General features: G+C 72.1%; 17 protein-coding genes. 8 read left to right on the forward strand and 9 right to left on the reverse strand.

Annotation, left to right across the window (positions count from 1 at the left end):
* Together O9335_RS15560 and O9335_RS15565 are read left to right on the forward strand one after the other, a co-directional pair.
* A partial coding sequence (locus O9335_RS15560; RefSeq protein ID WP_298389750.1) for a WS/DGAT domain-containing protein occupies positions 1–969 on the forward strand: 969 nt, incomplete at its 5' end.
* A gap of 10 nt (positions 970–979) precedes the next feature.
* A complete protein-coding gene (locus O9335_RS15565; protein ID WP_298389751.1) occupies positions 980–1,285 on the forward strand; it encodes a hypothetical protein in 306 nt (101 codons plus the stop codon).
* 122 nt (positions 1,286–1,407) lie between these two features.
* On the opposite strand, the gene O9335_RS15570 is transcribed toward O9335_RS15565, so the two are convergent.
* Positions 1,408–2,100, reverse strand: a complete 693-nt coding sequence (locus O9335_RS15570; RefSeq protein WP_298389772.1) for an alpha/beta family hydrolase — start codon at positions 2,098–2,100, stop codon at positions 1,408–1,410.
* Between the two features lie 158 nt (positions 2,101–2,258).
* Here O9335_RS15570 and O9335_RS15575 point away from each other — a divergent pair, with 158 nt between their 5' ends.
* Positions 2,259–2,900, forward strand: a complete 642-nt coding sequence (locus O9335_RS15575) for a SagB/ThcOx family dehydrogenase (protein WP_298389752.1) — start codon at positions 2,259–2,261, stop codon at positions 2,898–2,900.
* On the opposite strand, the gene O9335_RS15580 is transcribed toward O9335_RS15575, so the two are convergent.
* From O9335_RS15580 to O9335_RS15610, 7 genes are all read right to left on the reverse strand, one after another.
* Positions 2,888–3,211, reverse strand: a complete 324-nt coding sequence (locus O9335_RS15580; protein WP_298389753.1) for an acyl carrier protein — start codon at positions 3,209–3,211, stop codon at positions 2,888–2,890. The two genes, O9335_RS15575 and O9335_RS15580, sit on opposite strands and share 13 nt — an antisense overlap.
* Positions 3,208–4,383 (reverse strand): 2-oxo acid dehydrogenase subunit E2, encoded by a 1,176-nt coding sequence (locus O9335_RS15585; RefSeq protein ID WP_298389754.1) that lies wholly within the window; start codon positions 4,381–4,383, stop codon positions 3,208–3,210. Before O9335_RS15585 ends, O9335_RS15580 begins: the two co-directional genes overlap by 4 nt.
* Positions 4,380–5,357 carry an alpha-ketoacid dehydrogenase subunit beta gene (locus O9335_RS15590; protein ID WP_298389755.1) on the reverse strand — a complete coding sequence of 326 codons (978 nt, stop codon included), beginning with the start codon at positions 5,355–5,357 and terminating at the stop codon, positions 4,380–4,382. The genes O9335_RS15585 and O9335_RS15590 overlap by 4 nt, the downstream gene beginning before the upstream one ends.
* Positions 5,354–6,337: a pyruvate dehydrogenase (acetyl-transferring) E1 component subunit alpha gene (gene pdhA, locus O9335_RS15595; protein WP_298389756.1), complete on the reverse strand. Its 984-nt coding sequence runs from the start codon at positions 6,335–6,337 to the stop codon at positions 5,354–5,356. Before pdhA ends, O9335_RS15590 begins: the two co-directional genes overlap by 4 nt.
* Positions 6,334–8,082, reverse strand: coding sequence for an acetate--CoA ligase (gene acsA, locus O9335_RS15600; RefSeq protein ID WP_298389757.1), 1,749 nt, complete (start codon positions 8,080–8,082; stop codon positions 6,334–6,336). The genes pdhA and acsA overlap by 4 nt, the downstream gene beginning before the upstream one ends.
* A complete protein-coding gene (locus tag O9335_RS15605) occupies positions 8,079–8,963 on the reverse strand; it encodes a TCP-1/cpn60 chaperonin family protein (RefSeq protein WP_298389758.1) in 885 nt (294 codons plus the stop codon). The genes acsA and O9335_RS15605 overlap by 4 nt, the downstream gene beginning before the upstream one ends.
* Before the next feature lie 251 nt (positions 8,964–9,214).
* On the reverse strand, positions 9,215–9,787 hold the full coding sequence (locus O9335_RS15610) for a CBS domain-containing protein (RefSeq protein ID WP_298389759.1): 573 nt from the start codon (positions 9,785–9,787) through the stop codon (positions 9,215–9,217).
* A 132-nt stretch (positions 9,788–9,919) separates the two neighbouring features.
* Here O9335_RS15610 and O9335_RS15615 point away from each other — a divergent pair, with 132 nt between their 5' ends.
* On the forward strand, positions 9,920–10,567 hold the full coding sequence (locus tag O9335_RS15615) for a phosphoribosyltransferase (RefSeq protein WP_298389760.1): 648 nt from the start codon (positions 9,920–9,922) through the stop codon (positions 10,565–10,567).
* Between the two features lie 543 nt (positions 10,568–11,110).
* Positions 11,111–12,145 carry a diguanylate cyclase gene (locus tag O9335_RS15620; RefSeq protein ID WP_298389761.1) on the forward strand — a complete coding sequence of 345 codons (1,035 nt, stop codon included), beginning with the start codon at positions 11,111–11,113 and terminating at the stop codon, positions 12,143–12,145.
* Positions 12,146–12,380: 235 nt separating this feature from the next.
* Here the strand turns inward: O9335_RS15620 and O9335_RS15625 are convergent, their stop codons facing one another.
* Positions 12,381–13,748: an FAD-binding oxidoreductase gene (locus O9335_RS15625; RefSeq protein WP_298389763.1), complete on the reverse strand. Its 1,368-nt coding sequence runs from the start codon at positions 13,746–13,748 to the stop codon at positions 12,381–12,383.
* Between the two features lie 142 nt (positions 13,749–13,890).
* Here O9335_RS15625 and O9335_RS15630 point away from each other — a divergent pair, with 142 nt between their 5' ends.
* The 3 genes from O9335_RS15630 (at position 13,891) to prsT (ending at position 17,114) form a co-directional block, all read left to right on the forward strand.
* A complete protein-coding gene (locus tag O9335_RS15630; RefSeq protein WP_298389765.1) occupies positions 13,891–14,403 on the forward strand; it encodes a flavodoxin in 513 nt (170 codons plus the stop codon).
* 169 nt (positions 14,404–14,572) lie between these two features.
* Positions 14,573–15,304, forward strand: coding sequence for a PEP-CTERM sorting domain-containing protein (locus O9335_RS15635; RefSeq protein ID WP_298389767.1), 732 nt, complete (start codon positions 14,573–14,575; stop codon positions 15,302–15,304).
* Positions 15,305–15,383: 79 nt separating this feature from the next.
* The gene (prsT, locus tag O9335_RS15640; protein WP_298389769.1) at positions 15,384–17,114 is read left to right on the forward strand and encodes an XrtA/PEP-CTERM system TPR-repeat protein PrsT; all 1,731 of its coding nucleotides are present in this window, start codon (positions 15,384–15,386) and stop codon (positions 17,112–17,114) included.
* Positions 17,115–17,228 lie beyond the last annotated feature (114 nt).

The raw sequence follows: 17,228 nt of genomic DNA on the forward strand, positions 1-17,228 counted from the left end.
TGGGGGGTGGGCGTGCCCTTGCTGACGGGGGCCGGCGCCGTGGCCCACCCCGCGCCCCCCCGCGGGGGGGGGGGCCCCCCGCCCCCGCTGGCCGTGGCCCCGCCCCCCTCCCCCTTGGCCATCGTGTTCGAGGCCTTGCAACACCCGCAGCAGGGGCTTCACGCGGCCGAGCAGGTGATGGACGGCGCGCAGGTGCTGCTGCACGACCTCTTGATCCCCCCCGATCCCCCATCACCGATGAAGGGCGAGTTCGGCGTGCGGCAGGCCGTGGCGTGGTCCAGCGGCTTCGAGCTCAGCGACATCAAGGACGTGGCCTGGCCCTTTCACGCCACGGTCAACGACGTGCTCGTGGCCTGCGTGGCGGGCGCGCTGCGCCACTACCTCAAGCACCGCGGGATCGACCTGCGGCACCGCACCCTGCGCGCCGTGGTGCCGGTGAACCTGCGCCCCGCCGAGCACCGCGGCCAACTGAGCAACGAATTCGGGCTGGCCCTGCTGGCCCTGCCCATCGAAGAAGACAACCCCGTGCAGCGCGTGACGCTGACCCAGGAGCGCATGGCCCAACTCAAGCACTCCACCGAGCCCGTGGCCATGCAATGGCTGTGCAAGCTGTTGGGGCACGGCCCCAAGCCGCTGCAAGACCAGGTCCAGGCCCTGTTGGGCAGCAAAGCCAGCGTGGTGCTGAGCAACTTGGCCGGGCCGCGCCAGCGCCTCTACCTGGCCGGCCGCGCGGTGGACCGCCTGATGTTTTGGGTGCCCCACCCCGGCGACACCCTGGGCATGGGCCTGAGCCTGCTCAGCTACCGGGGCCAAATCACCCTGGGCGTCATGGCCGACGCCCAACTCGTGCCCGACCCGCAATGGATCGCCGACGCCTTCGTGCACGAACTCGAAGCCCTCATCGCCCGCTACCACTCGGCCGTGAACCGGCGCGAGCACACCGAACCCGGCCACTCGCCCGCCCGCTGAAAAACCCCCCATGCGCCGCGCCAAAACCGCCCACCCCGTCACCCCCACGGCTCCCAGTCCCGCGCCGCCCGCCGACGACCGCGACGAACGCCTCTCGCGCATCCAAGAGCGACCCGACGGCTACCACTGGACCGACGCCGAGGGCCGGCAAGAGTTTGGCCCCTTCGACTCCATCGAAGCCGCCTTGACCGACATGGAAGGGCCCGTGGAGCAAGTGCTCGAACAACGCGCCTGGGCCGAGCAAACCCTGCAAGGCCTGGCGCCCGACGAGCCCAGCGACCTCAGCCGGGACGACCCGGTGGAGGGGCCGGTCTGAGCGCCGGCCGCAGGCCCCCGCCTCAAAGCCGCGCCAACACCATCGGCGCCACCAGCAGCAACAGCACCAGCAGGGTGACCACCAGCCGCAGCAGGTGGAGCAGGCGGCCTCGGTCTTGCTCCCTACGCAGCATGGGGACGGAAGGCAGTCTCAGGGTGGGCATGGTCGGCTCCGTGAAAGGGGGTGGACAAGTGGGTGATGAACCAATCCGAGGCGAGGTGGGCCACGTGCTCCAGCGCCCCGGGCTCTTCGAACAGGTGGGTGGCCCCGGGCACGATGCTCAGCCGGCTTTCGGCGTGCAGGTGGCGCTGGGCCTCTTGGTTCAGGGCGAGCACGTCGAGGTCGCGCCCGCCCACGATCAGCAGGGTGGGCGCCCGCACGCGCTCCAAGGCGCGGCCGGCCAAGTCGGGCCGGCCGCCGCGCGAGACCACGGCGCCCACGCGGTCCGGCTCGGCGGCTGCTGCGCGCAGCGCGGCCGCTGCGCCGGTGCTGGCGCCGAACAGGCCCAGGGGCAGGCGGGCCAGCGTGGGGCGGCTGTCGGCCCAGTGGATGGCCTGCACCAAGCGTTGGGCAAGCCGGTCGATGTCGAACACGCGGTCCCGCTCCGCCGCTTCGGCGGTCTGGAGCAGGTCAAAGCGCAGCGTGCCCAGGCCATGCGCCTGCAGCTGCGCGGCCACGCGGGCGTTGCGTGGGCTGTTGCGGGTGCTGCCGCTGCCGTGTGCGAACAGCACCAAGCCCTGGGGCCGTGGCGGCAGCGCGAGCTCGCCCTCCAAGCGCGCGGGCCCGATGTCCACGATTTCCGGCCGGGCCTCCATGGGCGTGGTCAGCAACATCCCATCCCCCTTCTCCCCATCGAACGCGACGGGGTGGGATGACCTTAGGCCCAAGGGAACGCAGCGCGATTGCGTCAGCGCAATGCCGATGCGCGGTCAGCGCGAGATGCTGGGCGCTCCCACTGGTTCAGGAGAACGCCATGAACACCTTCACCAAGCTCGTGCTGGGGGCGATGGGGCGCTTGCGGCCGCAACCGGCCTTGGGCGATGCGGTGCGGCGCATCGAGCTGCCGGCCCCGCAGCGCGAGGGTGGCTTGCCGCTGCGCGACGCCCTGGAGCAGCGCGCCTCGTCGCGGGCCTTCCACCCGGCCTCGCTGTCGCCGCAAGTGCTGGCCGATTTGCTGTGGGCGGCCGATGGCCTGAACCGCCGGGGCACCGGGCAAACCGCGCCCTCGGCGCTGGGCGCGCGGGAGATCGTCATCTACGTCGCCCTGCCGCAGGGCGCTTACCGCTACAACGCCAGCGACAACGCCTTGGACTTGGTGGCGGGCAGCGATGTCCGGCGGGTCACCGGCTACCAGGACTTCGTGGACAACGCGCCCTTGGACCTCGTCTACGTGGCCGACCACAGCCGCATGGCGCTGGTGCCAGCCGGCCAGCGCGACGCCTTCGCCCACGTGGCCGCGGGCGCGGTGGCGCAAAACGTGTACCTGTTTTGTGCGGCCAACGGCTTGGCCACCGTGCTGCGCGCGTGGATCGACCGCGAAGCCATCGCCAATGCCTTGGGCCTGGCGCCGCACGAAAGCGTGCTGCTGTCGCAAACGGTGGGTCACCCCTCCTGAGGGGGGCGGTGGGCACCTGGGAGGCTGCCCGGCAAGGGCCCAGCCTGGGCTTCTGCCGCGCGGCCTGCCAGGTAGGCGATGAGGCCTTCCAGCGAATCCACCTGCCGGTAGTCGCGCTCGGGCACGCTCACGCCCCAGCGCTGCTGCAGGCCGATGAGCAGCTGCAAGAAGTCGAACGAGTCCAGGTCCAGCTGCTCGCGCAAAGAGCGCTGCGGGTGCAGCCGGGCCAAATCGGCCTCGGGGGCCAGGTTGTGCAAGGCCTGCTCGACGGTTTGACGCAAGAGAGGGTTGGCCTCGGGGGCTTGGCTCATGCCCATGACTCCGGTTGCTGCAGCCGCTCCTGAAAAGCGGCCAAGAAGCGGGCAGCGCGCAGGCCATCGCTGACCCGGTGATCGGCCGCCACAGTGGCTTGCACCACGCGCGCCACGCCCAACTGCCCCTCGTGCACCACGGGCCGTGCCATCACCCGGCCCAGGCCGATGAGCGCCACCTGCGGCGGGTAGATGACGCCGTGCACGTAGTCGCTGCCCCGCTCGCCCATGGGCGTCACGCTCACGGTGGAATCGGCCAGGTCGGAGCTGCGCAACCGGCCCTGGCGCGCGCGCTGCAGCGCGGCGTCCAGGGCCTGCATCAACGCGGGCAGGGGCTGCTGGTCGGCGTCGTGCAGCGTGGGCACCACCAGCCCGCCCTCGCGCAAGCGGCTGACCACGCCCAGGTGGATGGGCCCGGAGGGCTCGAAGCGCCCCTCGCGCCAGTGGCCGTTGAGCTCGGGCACCTCGCGCAGCGCCAGGGCCACCGCTTTGAGCAGCAACACCGTGGCCAGCACCCGCTCGGTCAGCGGCCGCGCCTCGTTGAAGGTGGCCAGCCACTGCAGCGCGGCCTCCACCTCCACCTCGCGGCCCACGTGGTAGTGCGGGATCTCGCGCTTGGAGCGCACCATGGCCGCAGCGATGGCGGCCCGCATGCCCGCGGCGGGCGCCGTGGCCCGCTCGACATCGGCCAGCGCGAGGGTGCCGCCGGGCACGGCAGGGCGCAGGGTCGTCAGGTCCACCCCCAGGGCCTGCGCGCGACGCCGCGCGGCGGGGGTCGCACGCACGCGCTCGGCCGCCTCGGCCGCCTCGGTGGCGGCTGGCGGTGAAGCAGGCGTTGGCGTCGTTGCCGTCGTTGGCGTCGTGGCCGCGGGGGGCGGCACCGGCGCAGCGGCAGCCGTCGGCAGGGGGCGGGCCGCCACCGCGGCCCAGTCCTCGCCCTCGGTGGCCAGGGTGGCCAACAAGGCGCCCACCGGCAAGCGCTGCCCGGGCTGCGCCACCAAACGGGCGACGACGCCGGGCTGCCAGGCTTCGACGTCGATGGCGCCCTTTTGGGTTTCGACCACGGCCACCACGGCCCCCTTCGCCACCGCTTCGCCGGGCGCCACGTGCCATTGCAGGAATTCGGCGTCGTCCATGTCGGCGCCGAAAGAGGGCAGCCGAAGCTCGATCATGGCCGCACCATCGCCAGCGCCTGGGCCACGATGCGTTGCACGTTGGGCAGGGCCGCGTCTTCCAGGTGCTTGGCGTAGGGCATGGGCACTTCGGCGCTGCACACCCGCGCCGGCGGCGCGTCCAGCTCGTCAAAGGCCAACTCCACCACGCTGGCCATCAGCTCGGCCGACAGCCCGCCGGTCTTCCAAGCCTCGTCCACCACCAGCACCCGGTGCGTGCGCCGCACGGTGTCGGCCAGGCCGGCCAAGTCCAGCGGACGCAGGCTGCGCAGGTCCAGCACCTCGGCCTCCACCCCGTCGGCCGCCAGCCGTTCGGCTGCGGCCAAGCAGCGCGGCAAAGAGCCGCCGTGGGTGACGAGGCTGATGTCCCGACCCGGCCGACGCACGGCGGCGTGCTGCAGGTCCACCGGTGCCGGCTCGCCGTCCAGCTCGCCCTCCTCGTTGAGCAGCAAGGCGTGCTCGAAGACGATGACGGGGTCGGCCAGCTGCAGCGCCGCCAGCAGCATGCCGCGCGCGTCCTCCAGCGTGGCCGGGGCCAGCACCCGCAGGCCGGGCACGTGGGCGTACCAGCCCTCCAGGCTGTGCGAGTGCTGGGCCGCCAATTGCCGCCCGGCCCCGGTGCCCATGCGCACCACCAAGGGCACGCCCACCTGGCCGCCCGACATGTGCCGCAAGGTGGCTGCGTTGTTGACGATCTGGTCCAGCGCCAGCAGGCTGAAGTTCACCGTCATCACTTCCACGATGGGCCGCAGGCCGTTGATGGCGGCGCCAATGCCGCAGCCCACGAAACCCGACTCGGACAGGGGCGTGTCGCGAACGCGCGCCTCGCCAAACTCCTCCAGCAAGCCCTGGCTCACCGCGTAGCTGCCGCCGTAGCGGCCCACGTCTTCGCCCATCAGGAACACACGCGGGTCGCTGCGCAAGGCAGCGCGCAGGCCCTGGCGCAAGGCGTCGCGGTAGGTGGTGCGGCTCATGGGGTGGCCTCGGCCGTCAGGTGCCGGCCCAGGGCCTCCAAGGGCTCGAGCGTGCCGGCCTCGGCGAAGGCCACGGCCGCGTCCAGCTCGGCCCCCAGCTCGCGCTCGATGGCGTCCACGTCGATGGCCACGCCCCGCTCGGCCAAGCGGCGCTGCCACGCCGCGATGGGACAACGCGCCTTCCAGGTCTCCACCTCGGCTTTGCTGCGGTAGCGCTCGGCGTCGAACATCGAATGCGCCCGAAACCGGTAGGTGCGGTATTCCACGAACACCGGCCCCGCTCCGCTCCGCACGCGCGCCACGGCCTGCTGCGTGACCACCGCCACCGCGGCCACGTCCATGCCGTCCACGCTCAGCGCCTCCATGCGGTAGCTGCGGGCCTTCTCGCCCAAGTCGGTTTGCGATTCCGAGCGCGCCAGCGCGGTGCCCATCGCGTACAGGTTGTTTTCGCACAGCAGCAGCAGAGGCAAGCGCCACAAGGCAGCCAGGTTGGCGGTTTCGTGGAACTCGCCTTCGGCCATCGCGCCCTCGCCGAAAAAGCAGGCCACCACGCGGTCGGTGCCGCGCAGCTGCTCGGCCAGCGCCATGCCAGCGGCCACCGGCAAAGCGCCGGCCACGATGGCGTTGCCGCCGAAGAAGCGCCGACCGACGTCGAACAGGTGCATGGAGCCGCCCCGCCCGCGGCAGCAGCCCTGCTGCCGGCCGAACATCTCGGCCATGAGCGCCGGCATGGGCAAGCCCCGGGCCAGCGCGTGGCCGTGTTCGCGGTAGGTGGACAGCACGCTGTCGTCGTCACGCAGCGCCGGCAGGGCGCCGGCGGCCACGGCTTCTTGGCCGATGGACAGGTGCAAAAAGCCGCGGATCTGACCCGTGCCGTAGAGCTGCGCACAACGCTCCTCGAAGCGGCGAATGCGCATCATCTGGCGCAGCAGGGCGATGTCGGCAAGGTCGGCGGCGGGGGTGGCGGGGCCAGGCGTCACGGCGACTCCAGCGTGGACGTGTCGCCCTCGGGCAGGCCCAGCTCGCGGGCACGCAGCAAGCGGCGCAAGATCTTGCCGCTGCGCGTTTTGGGCAGGCTGGGGGCGAAGTCGATCTCCTTGGGCGCCACGGCCGCGCCCAGCCGTTGCCGTGCAAAGCCCAGCAGGGTGCGGCGCAGGGCCTCGTCGCCCGCCACGCCCGCCTTGGGCACCACGAAGGCCTTGACCATCTCGCCCAGCACCGGCTCCGGCTTGCCGATGACGGCGGCCTCCTGCACCGCCGGGTGCGCCATCAAGGCCGCCTCCACCTCGAAGGGGCCGATCAAGTGGCCGGCCGACTTGATCATGTCGTCGGCACGCCCGACGAACCAGTAGTAGCCATCGGCGTCGCGGCGCGCCAGGTCGCCGCTCAGGTACCAATCGCCCACGAAGCAGCGGCGGTAGCGCTCCTCTTCGTTCAAGTAGGTGCGGAACATCGACGGCCAGCCGCGCCGCAGCGCCAGCTCGCCCGTCTCGTCGGCGCGCTCCACGGTGCGCAGGCCGCCGTCCGGCAGGCGTTGCACCAAGGCCGCCTCGATGCCGGGCAGCGGCTTGCCCATGGAGCCCGGGCGGATGTCCATCGACGCGAAGTTGGCCAGCATGATCCCGCCGGTCTCGGTCTGCCACCAGTTGTCGTGCAGGGGCAGGCCGAAGGCGTGCAGGCCCCAACGCACCGCCTGGGCGTGCAGGGGCTCGCCCACGCTGGCGATGAAGCGCAGGGCCGCAAAGCGGTGCGCCCGCGCCGCCTCGGTGCCGGCGCGCATCATCATGCGCACCGCCGTGGGCGCCGTGTACCAAACGCTCACGCGCTCTTGCTCCAGCAGCCCGTACCAACGCTCCACGTCGAACTCGGCTTCGTCCACCAACAAGGTGGCGCCCAGCGCCAGCGGCGCCAGGATGCCGTACGACGTGCCCGTGACCCAGCCCGGGTCGGCGGTGCACCAAAACACGTCGTCGGCACGCAGGTCCAAGGCCAAGCGCGCGCTGCTGCAGTGGCCCACGATGGCCTCGTGCACATGCAGCGCACCCTTGGGCTGGCCGGTGGTGCCGCTGGTGAAGTGCAGCAGCGCCGGGGTGTCGGGCGGCGTGGGGGCGATGGCGAAGTCGATGCCGGCCGCCCCCATCAGCGCCTGCACGTCGTGCGTGCTCGGGGGCAAGGGCTCGTCGTCGTCGCGCACCAGCAGCACGTGCCGCAGCTGCGGCAGCGCCGGGCGCAGGGCCTGCACCTTGCGGCGGTACAGGCTGCTGCTCGTCACCAGCAGCTTGGCCGCCCCCAGGCGCAGCCGGGTGGCGATGGGCTCCGGCCCGAAGGCTGAAAACAAGGGCGTGACCACGCAGCGCTGCTTGAGCGCGCCCAGCAGCGCCACGTGCAGCATGGGGATGCGGCCCAGCAGCAAGAACACGCCATCGCCCGGGCCCATCGTCAAGGCCCGCAGCACGTTGGCCAAGCGGTTGCTGGCTTGCTCCAGCGCGGCGTAACTCAGGTCCAAGCGATCGCCCGTGCGGCCGCGCCAGCGCAGCGCGATGCGGTCGGCGCCCTCGCCCTGCGCATGGCGGGTGACCGCCACCTGCGCCATGTTCAGCGGCCCGTTGCGGCCCCACACCGCGGCACGCTCCGCGGCCCAGCTGAAGCTGCGCCGCGCCTGCTCGTAGTCCGGCATGTTGCTGCCGCTGGGCGGCTGGTGCAGCACGTCCATGGCCGCGCTCACCAAGCCTCGGTCGGCCGGTCGGGCGCCGGCAACGGGGCCGCCGCCGGGCGCGGCGCGCGAGCGATCAAGCAGTCCGTGCTGAGCACCAGGCCCGCGATGGAGGCCGCGTTTTGCAGGGCCAAGCGCGCCACCTTGGCGGGGTCGATCACGCCCATGGCCCACAAGTCGCCATACGCCCGGGTGGCCGCGTTGTAGCCATGGTTGGGCTGGGCCGAGGCCAAGACCTGGTGCAACACGATGGCCGGCTCGTCGGCCGCGTTCAGCACGATGCGACGCAGCGGCTCCTCCAACGCGCGCTCGACGATGCGCAGGCCCGAGTCCTGGTCCAAGCTCGGCAGCTGCATGCCCTGCAACGCCTGGCGTGCCCGCAGCAAGGCCACGCCACCGCCGGGCACGATGCCCTCCTCCACGGCCGCCCGGGTGGCGTGCAGGGCATCTTCCACGCGCAGCTCTTCTCGTGGACACGAGTCCATGGCGGCGTCGCTCCGAGCCTGCGCCGGCCCAGGGGCCACGGCGGTGTCGATGCCGCGCTTGAGCTCCATCGGGTTCATGCCAGCGGCCAGGTAGCGCAGGCCCTCGCCAATGAGCCGATGCGCCAGCACCGTGGCCGTGGTGGTGCCATCGCCCGCCGTCTTGCTGGTGCGCGACGCCACCTCGCGCAACAGGTGCGCACCCATGTTTTCGAACGGGTCCTCCAGCTCGGCCGACTGCGCCACCACCACGCCCGAGTTCACGATCTGCGGCGGGCCGAACTCGCGCTCCAGGATGACCGTGCGCCCACGCGGGCCCAGGGTCACCCGCACCGCCTCGGCCAACACATCCATGCCGTGGCGCATGCGCTGGCGGGCGTCGTCACCAAAAAGGAGCTGCTTGGCACTCATCGGGGGCACGTCCTCATCGCGGGGTGGATGCCATCGCCCCACGGCGCCGGGCGCTGAAGCGCCAGACACAGCACCCGACCCTGTTCACGATGCCGTGCCGTCAAAGGGTGAGCCGGTGTGATGCGTGGCCAAGGTGCTGTGCAGCGGGCCGTGGGGCGATGACGAGCCCAGCTTAGGCAGCCGCGCCGCGGCCGAATTGCGCAGGCTCAATGCCGGGGCGCGGTTCGGTGACGGCGCGGCCTCGGCCCACCTCAGGCGGTCCCGGCGCCGCTCCGGCGCGCGCCGTCGCCCGGCAGGGTCTGCATGAAGCGCTGCAAGGCTTCCGCCAAGGGCTGTGGCACCAGCACCGGCAAATCGGCCTGCGCCGCCGCGGCGGACACGCGCTCCCGCGCGCTTTCGCGCTCGGCACCGCGGTCGATGGCTTCCACCAAATCGCCCAGCTGCTCGGCATAGGCCGTCAACACGTCGTCAAAGCTGACGATGCCCGTGAGCCGCTGCGCATCGTCCACCAGCAGCAAGCGCCGCACGCCCTTGGCGCGCATGGTTTCCACGGCATCGGCCACGCTGCCGCGGTCCGACAGCGCGTACACCGTGGTGCTGCACACCTCCCGCACCGGGGTCTTGGGGTCCAGGGCGCTGGCCACCGCGTTCAGCGCCAAATCGCGGTCGGTGAGCACGCCGGCCAAGGTGGCGCTGCTGTCGCCGCCCTGCGTCACGACCAAGGAGCCGATGTGCCGGTCGCGCATCAGCTGCGCGGCGTGTTGGACGGTGGCGTTCGCGTCGATGGTGACGACGCTGCTTTGCGCGATGCTGGCGATGCTCATGGCGGCTCCTGAGGCGGATGAAGGTTGGCCCACTCTAGGCAGCAGGCCCCACGGGCCATTGCGTTCGCGCAACCCCGCGCGCCGCCCCCGCACCACACTGGCCCGCTCCTCCACCACGGCCCGGAGCCCCGCATGAGCCCCGTGTTTGCCCATCGCACCGAAGCGGGCCAACGCCTGGCCCAGCGCCTGCTGGGCCTGCGCCTGCCACACCCCGTGGTGCTGGCCCTGCCCCGCGGCGGCGTGCCCGTGGCCGCCGAAGTGGCGCGCGCCCTCGGCGCCCCGCTGGACCTGCTGCTGGTGCGCAAGATCGGGGCCCCCCTGCAACCCGAGTGGGCCATCGGCGCCCTGGCCGAAGGCGAGCCCGAGGTGCTCGACATCGAAGAACGCACCCTCCAAGCCTGCGGCGCCACCCGCGACGACGTGCTGCGCACCCTGCCCGCCCACCGGCAAGAAATCGCGCGGCGCCGCGCCCTCTACTTGGGCGGGCGCGCCCCGCTGCCCCTGCAAGGCTGCACCGCCCTGCTGGTGGACGACGGCATCGCCACCGGGGCCACCGTGCGCGCCGCCATCCGCGCGGTTCGCCAGCGCCAACCCCAGCGCGTGGTGCTGGCCGTGCCCGTGGCGCCCGCCTCCGAGCTGCCGGCCCTGCGCGCCCTGGTGGACGAACTGGTCTGCCTGTCGGCCCCCGAGTGCTTCGGCGCCGTGGGGCGGCACTACGCCGACTTTTCCACCATCGAAGACGCCGACGTGGTGGCGCTCATGCGGCGCTTCGGGGTTTGAGGTGCGTCGCTGAGGCATCGCCCCCGAAACGCGGTAGCACCTCGCTTCGCAGGCGAGTCAACCGAATCGAGCAAGGCGGATCGAGTTCGGCAACATCAAACACCAATCGGGTGCACTGCGACTCCGCCGAAAGGCCCTGCACCCCGGGTTCAGTCCGCCAATCCAGCAACTTGATGTCCGCCCCCGGGGCATGGCAGCCAGGGTCCCTGGATCGCCCTTGACCATTGGCAAGGCCTGCTGCGTCCATTTCTCAGCCACCCTTCCGAGAAGACCCCAGGCAACTTGAACCGTTCGGCCTGAAGTGTTAACCGTCAGCGCAAGGCTTTGAACCCTCAGCCCGAACGGAGGACCCCCCAGTGCGTCCGGGCCGGGTCAATGAAGCGGTACACGGACCCCGACCCAGCGCTGAACCTTGGCTGCCACGCAAAGTCGGTCTTCTGAAAAGCCACCGATGGGCGATGGGCAGCCTTTGAGAAGCCTCAATCGCGCCGGCGCACGGGCCGCCACAGTCGGCGGTGTGGGCCATCGAGAGGAGACATCGAGATGAAACCGGACACCGCGCTGGAGCGCGCCACCTGGCTGCTGGAGCGCAGCGACGAGGCGGGCATCGTCACCGACCTGCATGGGCGGATCGAGTACGTCAATGCGGCTTTCGAGGCGATGACGGGCTACCGCCGCGCCGAGGTGCTGGGGCGCACGCCGGCCTTGCTGAAATCGGGCCGCCAGTCGCCCGAGTTCTACCGCCAGCTGTGGGCGTGTCTGAGCAGCGGGCAGGAGTTCCACGGCGTGCTGCTCAACCGGCGCCACGACGGCAGCCTCTACCACGAGGAGAAGACCATCCGCCCCCTGTTCGAGACCGATGGCCGCGTGCTGCACTACATGGCGCTGGGCCGCGACGTCAGCCAGCGCGAGCAGGCGCTGGAGAAGCTGCACTTCGACGCCACGCACGATGGCCTGACCCGCCTGCCCAACCGCACGCTGTTTTTGGACCGTCTGGCGCAAACCCTGCATCGCGCGGCGCGCAACGGCGAGCACTTTGCCGTGGCCCTGGTGGACTTGAATGGGTTCAAGGGCATCAACGACCACTTCGGGCACGCGGCGGGCGACGAGGCGCTGCAAGCGGTGGCCGAGCGCTTGGCGCGCAGCGTGCGCCAGGCCGACACCACGGCCCGCCTGGGTGGCGACGAGTTCGCGCTGCTGCTGCACGACGTGCACGAGGTGGGTCGCATCATGCGCACCGTGCTGCAGGCCTGCGACGAGGCCCAAACCCTGGGCTTGGGCCACCGCATGCCCTTGCCGGTCAGCGTGGGGGTGGCCCGGTACCCGGAGGATGGCACCAACGCCTCGGATTTGATGCGCCTGGCGGACGAGGCGATGTACCGCGCCAAGCGGGCCGGCGGGCCGGGCAGCCGTTGGGCGATGGCGGGGGCGGCGTCGGAGGTGCACCGCGCCGTGCCGCCGTCCGCAGGCGATGGCGATGGGGGCGGCGTTGGCGACGGCGCCACGTTGCTCAAGCGCATGCGCGTGGCCTGGAGCCAAAGGGCGACCCGGTTGCCGCTGAACGGCCCGCGCTCCTGAGCGCCCCGAGGGAGCCACCGCAGCCGAAGCCCTGCGGTCGCAGAGCCTCCCGCTTTCCCGAGCTGTGTGCGTGCTGTGGGGCAGCACGGCATCGCGGGTCGCTCTCGCGCCCAGGTCACAGCCGGCTGCGCCAGGGAGGCCTTGACTCCGGCGCGGTGGCAGCTCCAGCGTAGGCCCGCGGCGGTGGCCGCGATTGAGGCGGCTCAATGCCGGTGCGGGGGCGCCCATGCCGCCCTCAGCAGCGCAGCACGCATTTGCTGTAGAGGTCGGGCAGGCGCTGGCGCGGGTCGTAGCGGGCCTTCAGGTCGGCATAAGCCGCGCCGCCGTAGAGCTGCGCAAAGCGCTCGCGCGCGAAGTGGCTCTCGGAGTACAGCGACTTGAGCCCGCCCGCGTGCAGGGTCTGCGCCTCGATGCGCCGGTTGAGGGCGCCCGGCGCCTGCGGCTGCAGGTGCTCCACCACGCCCCAAAAGCCAAAGTTCAGGTAGAGCCGACCGGGCTGCAGCGGGTAGAGCGGCCAGGGGCCGGCGGCGTTGGGGGGCTCCACCAGCGGACAGACCCAAATGGGCAGCAGGCCCACCTCGCGCAGCAAAAAGCCCAGGAACTCGTCGGCCTGCTCGATGGGGATGTCCACGTCCTGGATCACCGATTCCGCCTGCCGCCCGCGCCACCACGCCCCGGCGTGGTTGATGCCCAGGCGGCTGGCCCAGCGCATCCAGCGCTGGTACGTGCGGGAGCCCAGCCAACGCGGCCCCAGCAGGCGCCGCACCCAGGGGTTTTCGGCGCCGAAGCGTTTCGAGCACCAGAACCAGTCGGTGTCCCAGCGCCACAGCCAATCGCGCAGGCGCAGGTGATCGAAGCGCTGCTTGAGTAGCGAGCGGTAGTAGATGGCCGCGCCGCGGTAGTCGCTGCAATAGGGCACCTTGTCCACCTGCCAGGCCAGCGTGAGGACGGTGCAGTTGGGCCCGAACACCACGCCGTCGACGTAGTCCAGCCGCGGGTCCTGGCAGGCCTGGGCCATGGCCGCCCAGAAGGCCTGCGGGTGCTGGAAGCGACGGTGCTCGATCGTCACGAACGGGCGGGCGGGCCGCACGCGCAAGCGCAGGGCCAGCGCATAGCCCAAGGTGCCGTAGGAGTTGGGAAAGCCCCGGAACAGCGCGGCGTGCTCGTTGTCCGGCGTGCAACGTACGCGCTCGCCATCGGCCAGCAGCAGTTCCACGGCCAACAGCCCGTCGTGCACCAGGCCGTGACGAAAGGCGCTGGCCTCGATGCCCACGCCGGCCACCGCGCCCCCCACGGTGATGCCCTTGAGCTGCGGCACCACCGTGGGCACCAGGCCCAGCGGCAGCAAGGCGTCCACCAGGGCCTCGTAGCTCATGCCGGCCTCGGCCTCCACCCAGGCGCCGTCGGGGCCGACCGCCAGCAGGTGGTCGAAGTCGCGCAGGTCCAGCCGCTGGCGTGGCGCGGGGCCGCGGTCGCGAAACAGGTTGGAGCCCGACTTGCGCAAGCGCACCGCCCCCTCGCTCGCGCGCAGGCTGGCCGCGGCCCGCGCGCAGCGCTGCGCGTGCTCGGCGGCGGCTTGGGCAAGGGGGGCGGTCGGGGGCATGGGCGGTGCGTCGGGTGGGCCTCAATCTAGGCCGCGCGGGTCGCCGCCGGTTGCGTCCAAGCAATGCAGGCCGCATTGACGCAACGCACGCCGTTGTCGCGCGGGCTTGCCTAGCCTTGATGGCACTTTCAAGGAGAACCCCATGGACAACACGCACGCGCTCTTGGTTTGTTACTCGTACTCCGGCCACTCGCGTCGCTTGGCCCGCCAACTGGCCAAGATGCACGGCTGGCCCCTGGGCGAGATTCAGCTGCAGGAGCCCCGCAGCGGCTGGATGGGCTACGCCCAGTGCCTGCTGGATTCGCTGCTGCACCGCCGCCCCGCCATCCGCTACCACGGACCGGCGCCGAACGAGTTCGACATCACCGTGCTCGTCTCGCCGGTGTGGGCTGGGCGCTTGGCTTCGCCCATGCGCAGCTTCATGACGCAGTACCTGGACAAGCTGGGGCCCACCGCCGTGCTGGAGGTGATGGGCGGCAGCGGCGCGGCGGGCGCCATCGGCGAGGCCACCGCCCTGCTGCGGCGCCCGCCGGTGTTCAGCACCGCCTTCTTGCAGCACGAGGTGCAGGCCCAAGGGCCGGAATACCTGGCGCGCCTGCGGGACTTGCCGCAGTCCCTGGCGCCGGCCGTTCCGTCCTGGGCCGCGGCGGCCTGAAGGGGCGAGAGCCCACCCCGCAGCCCACCCCCCCAAGGACGTGGGGATGCACGACGGCATTGCGCAAACGCAGTTCCGCGCCCGGGTCGGCTCCTAGATTGAAGCGGGTCGATGGCTTGCCGTCGGCCCCCCGTCTTCACTTCTGACATCCAACCCCAAGGAGCCTCCCATGTCCCTGTCCTCTCTCCCGTGGCGCCAGACCCTGCTGGCCGTCACCGTGACGGCCGCCTGCGCCGCCCAACCCGTTCAGGCCGCGATGGCCGTCGGCTACGAAAACCTGCCCACCAACCTGGGCGGCGAGCACATGGAGTCGCACCACGGCGTCGGCGGCCCCATCCTGGCCGACGACTTCATCTCCGTCCTGGGCGGCACCATCCGCCGCATCGAGTGGTGGGGCTCGGCGGCGCAAGACGGCCGCTGGGAGCTGGCCTTCCACACCAACTGGCGCGGCCAACCCAACATCGACAACCCGGTGGAGGGCGCCTTCCTGAAGCTGGGCGAAGACGGCTCGCTGTTCGCGCTGGGCGTGGCCGACGACCCCAACCACCCGGACATCTTTCACTACACCGCCAACATCGCCGGGCCCCACATCCTGGCGGGCGTGGAGTACTGGTTCACCGTGGCCAACTTCGCCGCGGGCTGGCAATGGGCCCAGGCGCTCAACGGCCCCACCGTGGGTTGGGAGAACTTCAACGTGCACCGCTCCACCGGCATCGGGCCCTGCGCCGACGGCGGCCCGCACTGTGGCCCCTGGGTGGACACGCACACCGACACGGCCTTCCGCTTCACCGTGCCCGAGCCCGGTTCCTTGGCGCTGGTGGGGCTGACGGGCCTGATGGCCCTGGGCCTGCGCACCCGCCGCCGCGAGCCCACCGAGGCCGGCGAGGCGCTGCCCGCCTGAGAGGGCGACAGCCCGCCGGGGCCCGGTCTCGGGCGGGTCCCGGCCACCTCCCCCGCACCACCTGCCTCGGAGCCTGGCCATGCGCTTTTTCGTCGTGTCGAGCCTGTTCGTCGTTGGACTGCTGAGCGCCTGCGACCGAACGCAGCCCGACCTGCTGGCCGCGGCCCAAGCCGCGCTGCAAGCCCGAGACCCGGCCACCGCGCGGGTGCAACTCAAGCAATGGCTGCAAGAGCAGCCGGCGTCGGCCGAAGGGCGCTACCTGCTGGGCACCGTGCTGCTCGAGCAAGGCGAGTGGGCCGCGGCGGCGGTGGAGCTGGACAAAGCCGCCCAGCTCGGCCACCCCAAGGCCCTGGTGCTGCCGGCACTGGCACGCGCGCTGCTGCAGCAGCGCGAGCACCGCGCCCTGCTGCAGCGCATGGGCGCCATCACCCTGCCAGACGCCCAGGCCGATGCCGACCTCGCCACCTCGCTGGCCCGCGCGCACTTCGCCCTGCAGCAAACGGACGAAGGCCAAGCCGCGCTGCAGCGCGCGCTGCGCCAGCGGCCCGACTTCGTGCCCGCCCGCCTGCTGCAAGTGGCCCGCCTGGCCAGCCGTGGCGACCGAGCCGCCGCCCTACAACAACTGGACGAGCTGGCCGCGCACGCCGGGCCAGACCCCACCGTGTGGCTGGCCCGAGGCGACCTGCTGGCCGACCTGGCCGGCACGACGGGCGACGCCGCCTCGGCGCTGGCCGCGTACGAGCAGGCCATCCGCCTGGGCGGCGACGCCCTGCATGCGCGCACGGCCATGCTGAACCTGCTCGTCCAGCGCCGCCAGATGGCCGCCGCGCAGCAGCAGTGGGCCGCCCTGCGCGCCGCCCACCCTCAGCACGCGCAAACGCGCTACTTCGAGGCCGTGCTGGCCCTGCACCGCGGCGACATCGCCAGCGCCCGCGCGGCCGCCGAGCCGCTGTTGGCGGGCGCCCCCACCCACCCGCTGTACCAACGCCTGGTCGGCACCGTGGCCCTGGAGGCGGGCGAATGGCCCAAGGCCGCCACCCACCTGGCCGCCGCGCTGCAAAACCAGCCGGGCGACCCTTCCCTGCGCCGCCTGCTGACCCTGGTGCTGCTGCGCAGCGGCGACGCCGAGCGGGCGCTGCAAACCATCCGGCCGCTGCTGCACAGCCAGCCGCCCGACGCCGAGGCCCTCGCCCTGGCCGCCATGGCCCACCTGCAAAACCAACAACCGCTGCAGGCCCGACCGCTGTTCCAGGCGGCCGCGCGCCAAGCGCCGCAAGACCCTCGGGTGCGCGCCACGCTGGCCATGGGCCGCTTGGCCAGCGGCGAGGGCGATGCCGCGCTGGCCGAGCTGCAACAGCTGGCGGCCACGCCCGCCGGCGCAGACGCTGCGCTGGCGCTGGTGCGCGTCCACCTGCAGCGCCAGCGCTGGGAGGCCGCGCAGCGCGAGATCGACCAGCTCGAGCGGCGCTGGCCCCAGAGCCCCACCGCCGCCATGCTGCGCGGCGAAATGAGCGTGCGACGGGGCGATGTGGCAGCCGCCCGCGAGCACTACCAAAGCGCCCTGCGCTTGGCGCCGGCGCATTTCCCGGCCACCCTGGCCCTGGCCGAGCTGGACGTGCGCGAGCACCAGCCCGAGCGCGCCCGCGAGCGCTTCAACGCCGTGCTGGCACGCGACCCGCGCCATCGCCCCGCCCTGGTGGCCCTGGCCGCCCTGGGCGAAATGACCGGGGCCCCGTGGCAGGACAACGTCGCGCTGCTGCGGCGTGCCATCGAGGCCGAGCCCCCCAAGTTCGACACTTACGGCGCGTAAGTTGTTGATTTGATATGCGGCCGACCTCAATCCGCAGACTACAAGTCAACCGTCGGGTTGTCTTCCCGCGTCTGGCGGCATGAGGCCGGCAGGCGTCGGAACCGGTAGCCCGAC

Source organism: Inhella sp., from assembly GCF_027532025.1.
In the GTDB taxonomy this organism is placed as follows: domain Bacteria; phylum Pseudomonadota; class Gammaproteobacteria; order Burkholderiales; family Burkholderiaceae_C; genus Inhella.

Bases quoted from the DNA above. Each gene is read 5' to 3' on its own strand.
- O9335_RS15565 (WP_298389751.1), top strand. From the start codon at position 980: ATGCGCCGCGCCAAAACCGCCCACCCCGTCACCCCCACGGCTCCCAGT.
- O9335_RS15570 (WP_298389772.1), bottom strand. From the start codon at position 2,100: ATGGAGGCCCGGCCGGAAATCGTGGACATCGGGCCCGCGCGCTTGGAG.
- O9335_RS15575 (WP_298389752.1), top strand. From the start codon at position 2,259: ATGAACACCTTCACCAAGCTCGTGCTGGGGGCGATGGGGCGCTTGCGG.
- O9335_RS15580 (WP_298389753.1), bottom strand. From the start codon at position 3,211: ATGAGCCAAGCCCCCGAGGCCAACCCTCTCTTGCGTCAAACCGTCGAG.
- O9335_RS15585 (WP_298389754.1), bottom strand. From the start codon at position 4,383: ATGATCGAGCTTCGGCTGCCCTCTTTCGGCGCCGACATGGACGACGCC.
- O9335_RS15590 (WP_298389755.1), bottom strand. From the start codon at position 5,357: ATGAGCCGCACCACCTACCGCGACGCCTTGCGCCAGGGCCTGCGCGCT.
- O9335_RS15605 (WP_298389758.1), bottom strand. From the start codon at position 8,963: ATGAGTGCCAAGCAGCTCCTTTTTGGTGACGACGCCCGCCAGCGCATG.
- O9335_RS15610 (WP_298389759.1), bottom strand. From the start codon at position 9,787: ATGAGCATCGCCAGCATCGCGCAAAGCAGCGTCGTCACCATCGACGCG.
- O9335_RS15615 (WP_298389760.1), top strand. From the start codon at position 9,920: ATGAGCCCCGTGTTTGCCCATCGCACCGAAGCGGGCCAACGCCTGGCC.
- O9335_RS15620 (WP_298389761.1), top strand. From the start codon at position 11,111: ATGAAACCGGACACCGCGCTGGAGCGCGCCACCTGGCTGCTGGAGCGC.
- O9335_RS15625 (WP_298389763.1), bottom strand. From the start codon at position 13,748: ATGCCCCCGACCGCCCCCCTTGCCCAAGCCGCCGCCGAGCACGCGCAG.
- O9335_RS15630 (WP_298389765.1), top strand. From the start codon at position 13,891: ATGGACAACACGCACGCGCTCTTGGTTTGTTACTCGTACTCCGGCCAC.
- O9335_RS15635 (WP_298389767.1), top strand. From the start codon at position 14,573: ATGTCCCTGTCCTCTCTCCCGTGGCGCCAGACCCTGCTGGCCGTCACC.
- prsT (WP_298389769.1), top strand. From the start codon at position 15,384: ATGCGCTTTTTCGTCGTGTCGAGCCTGTTCGTCGTTGGACTGCTGAGC.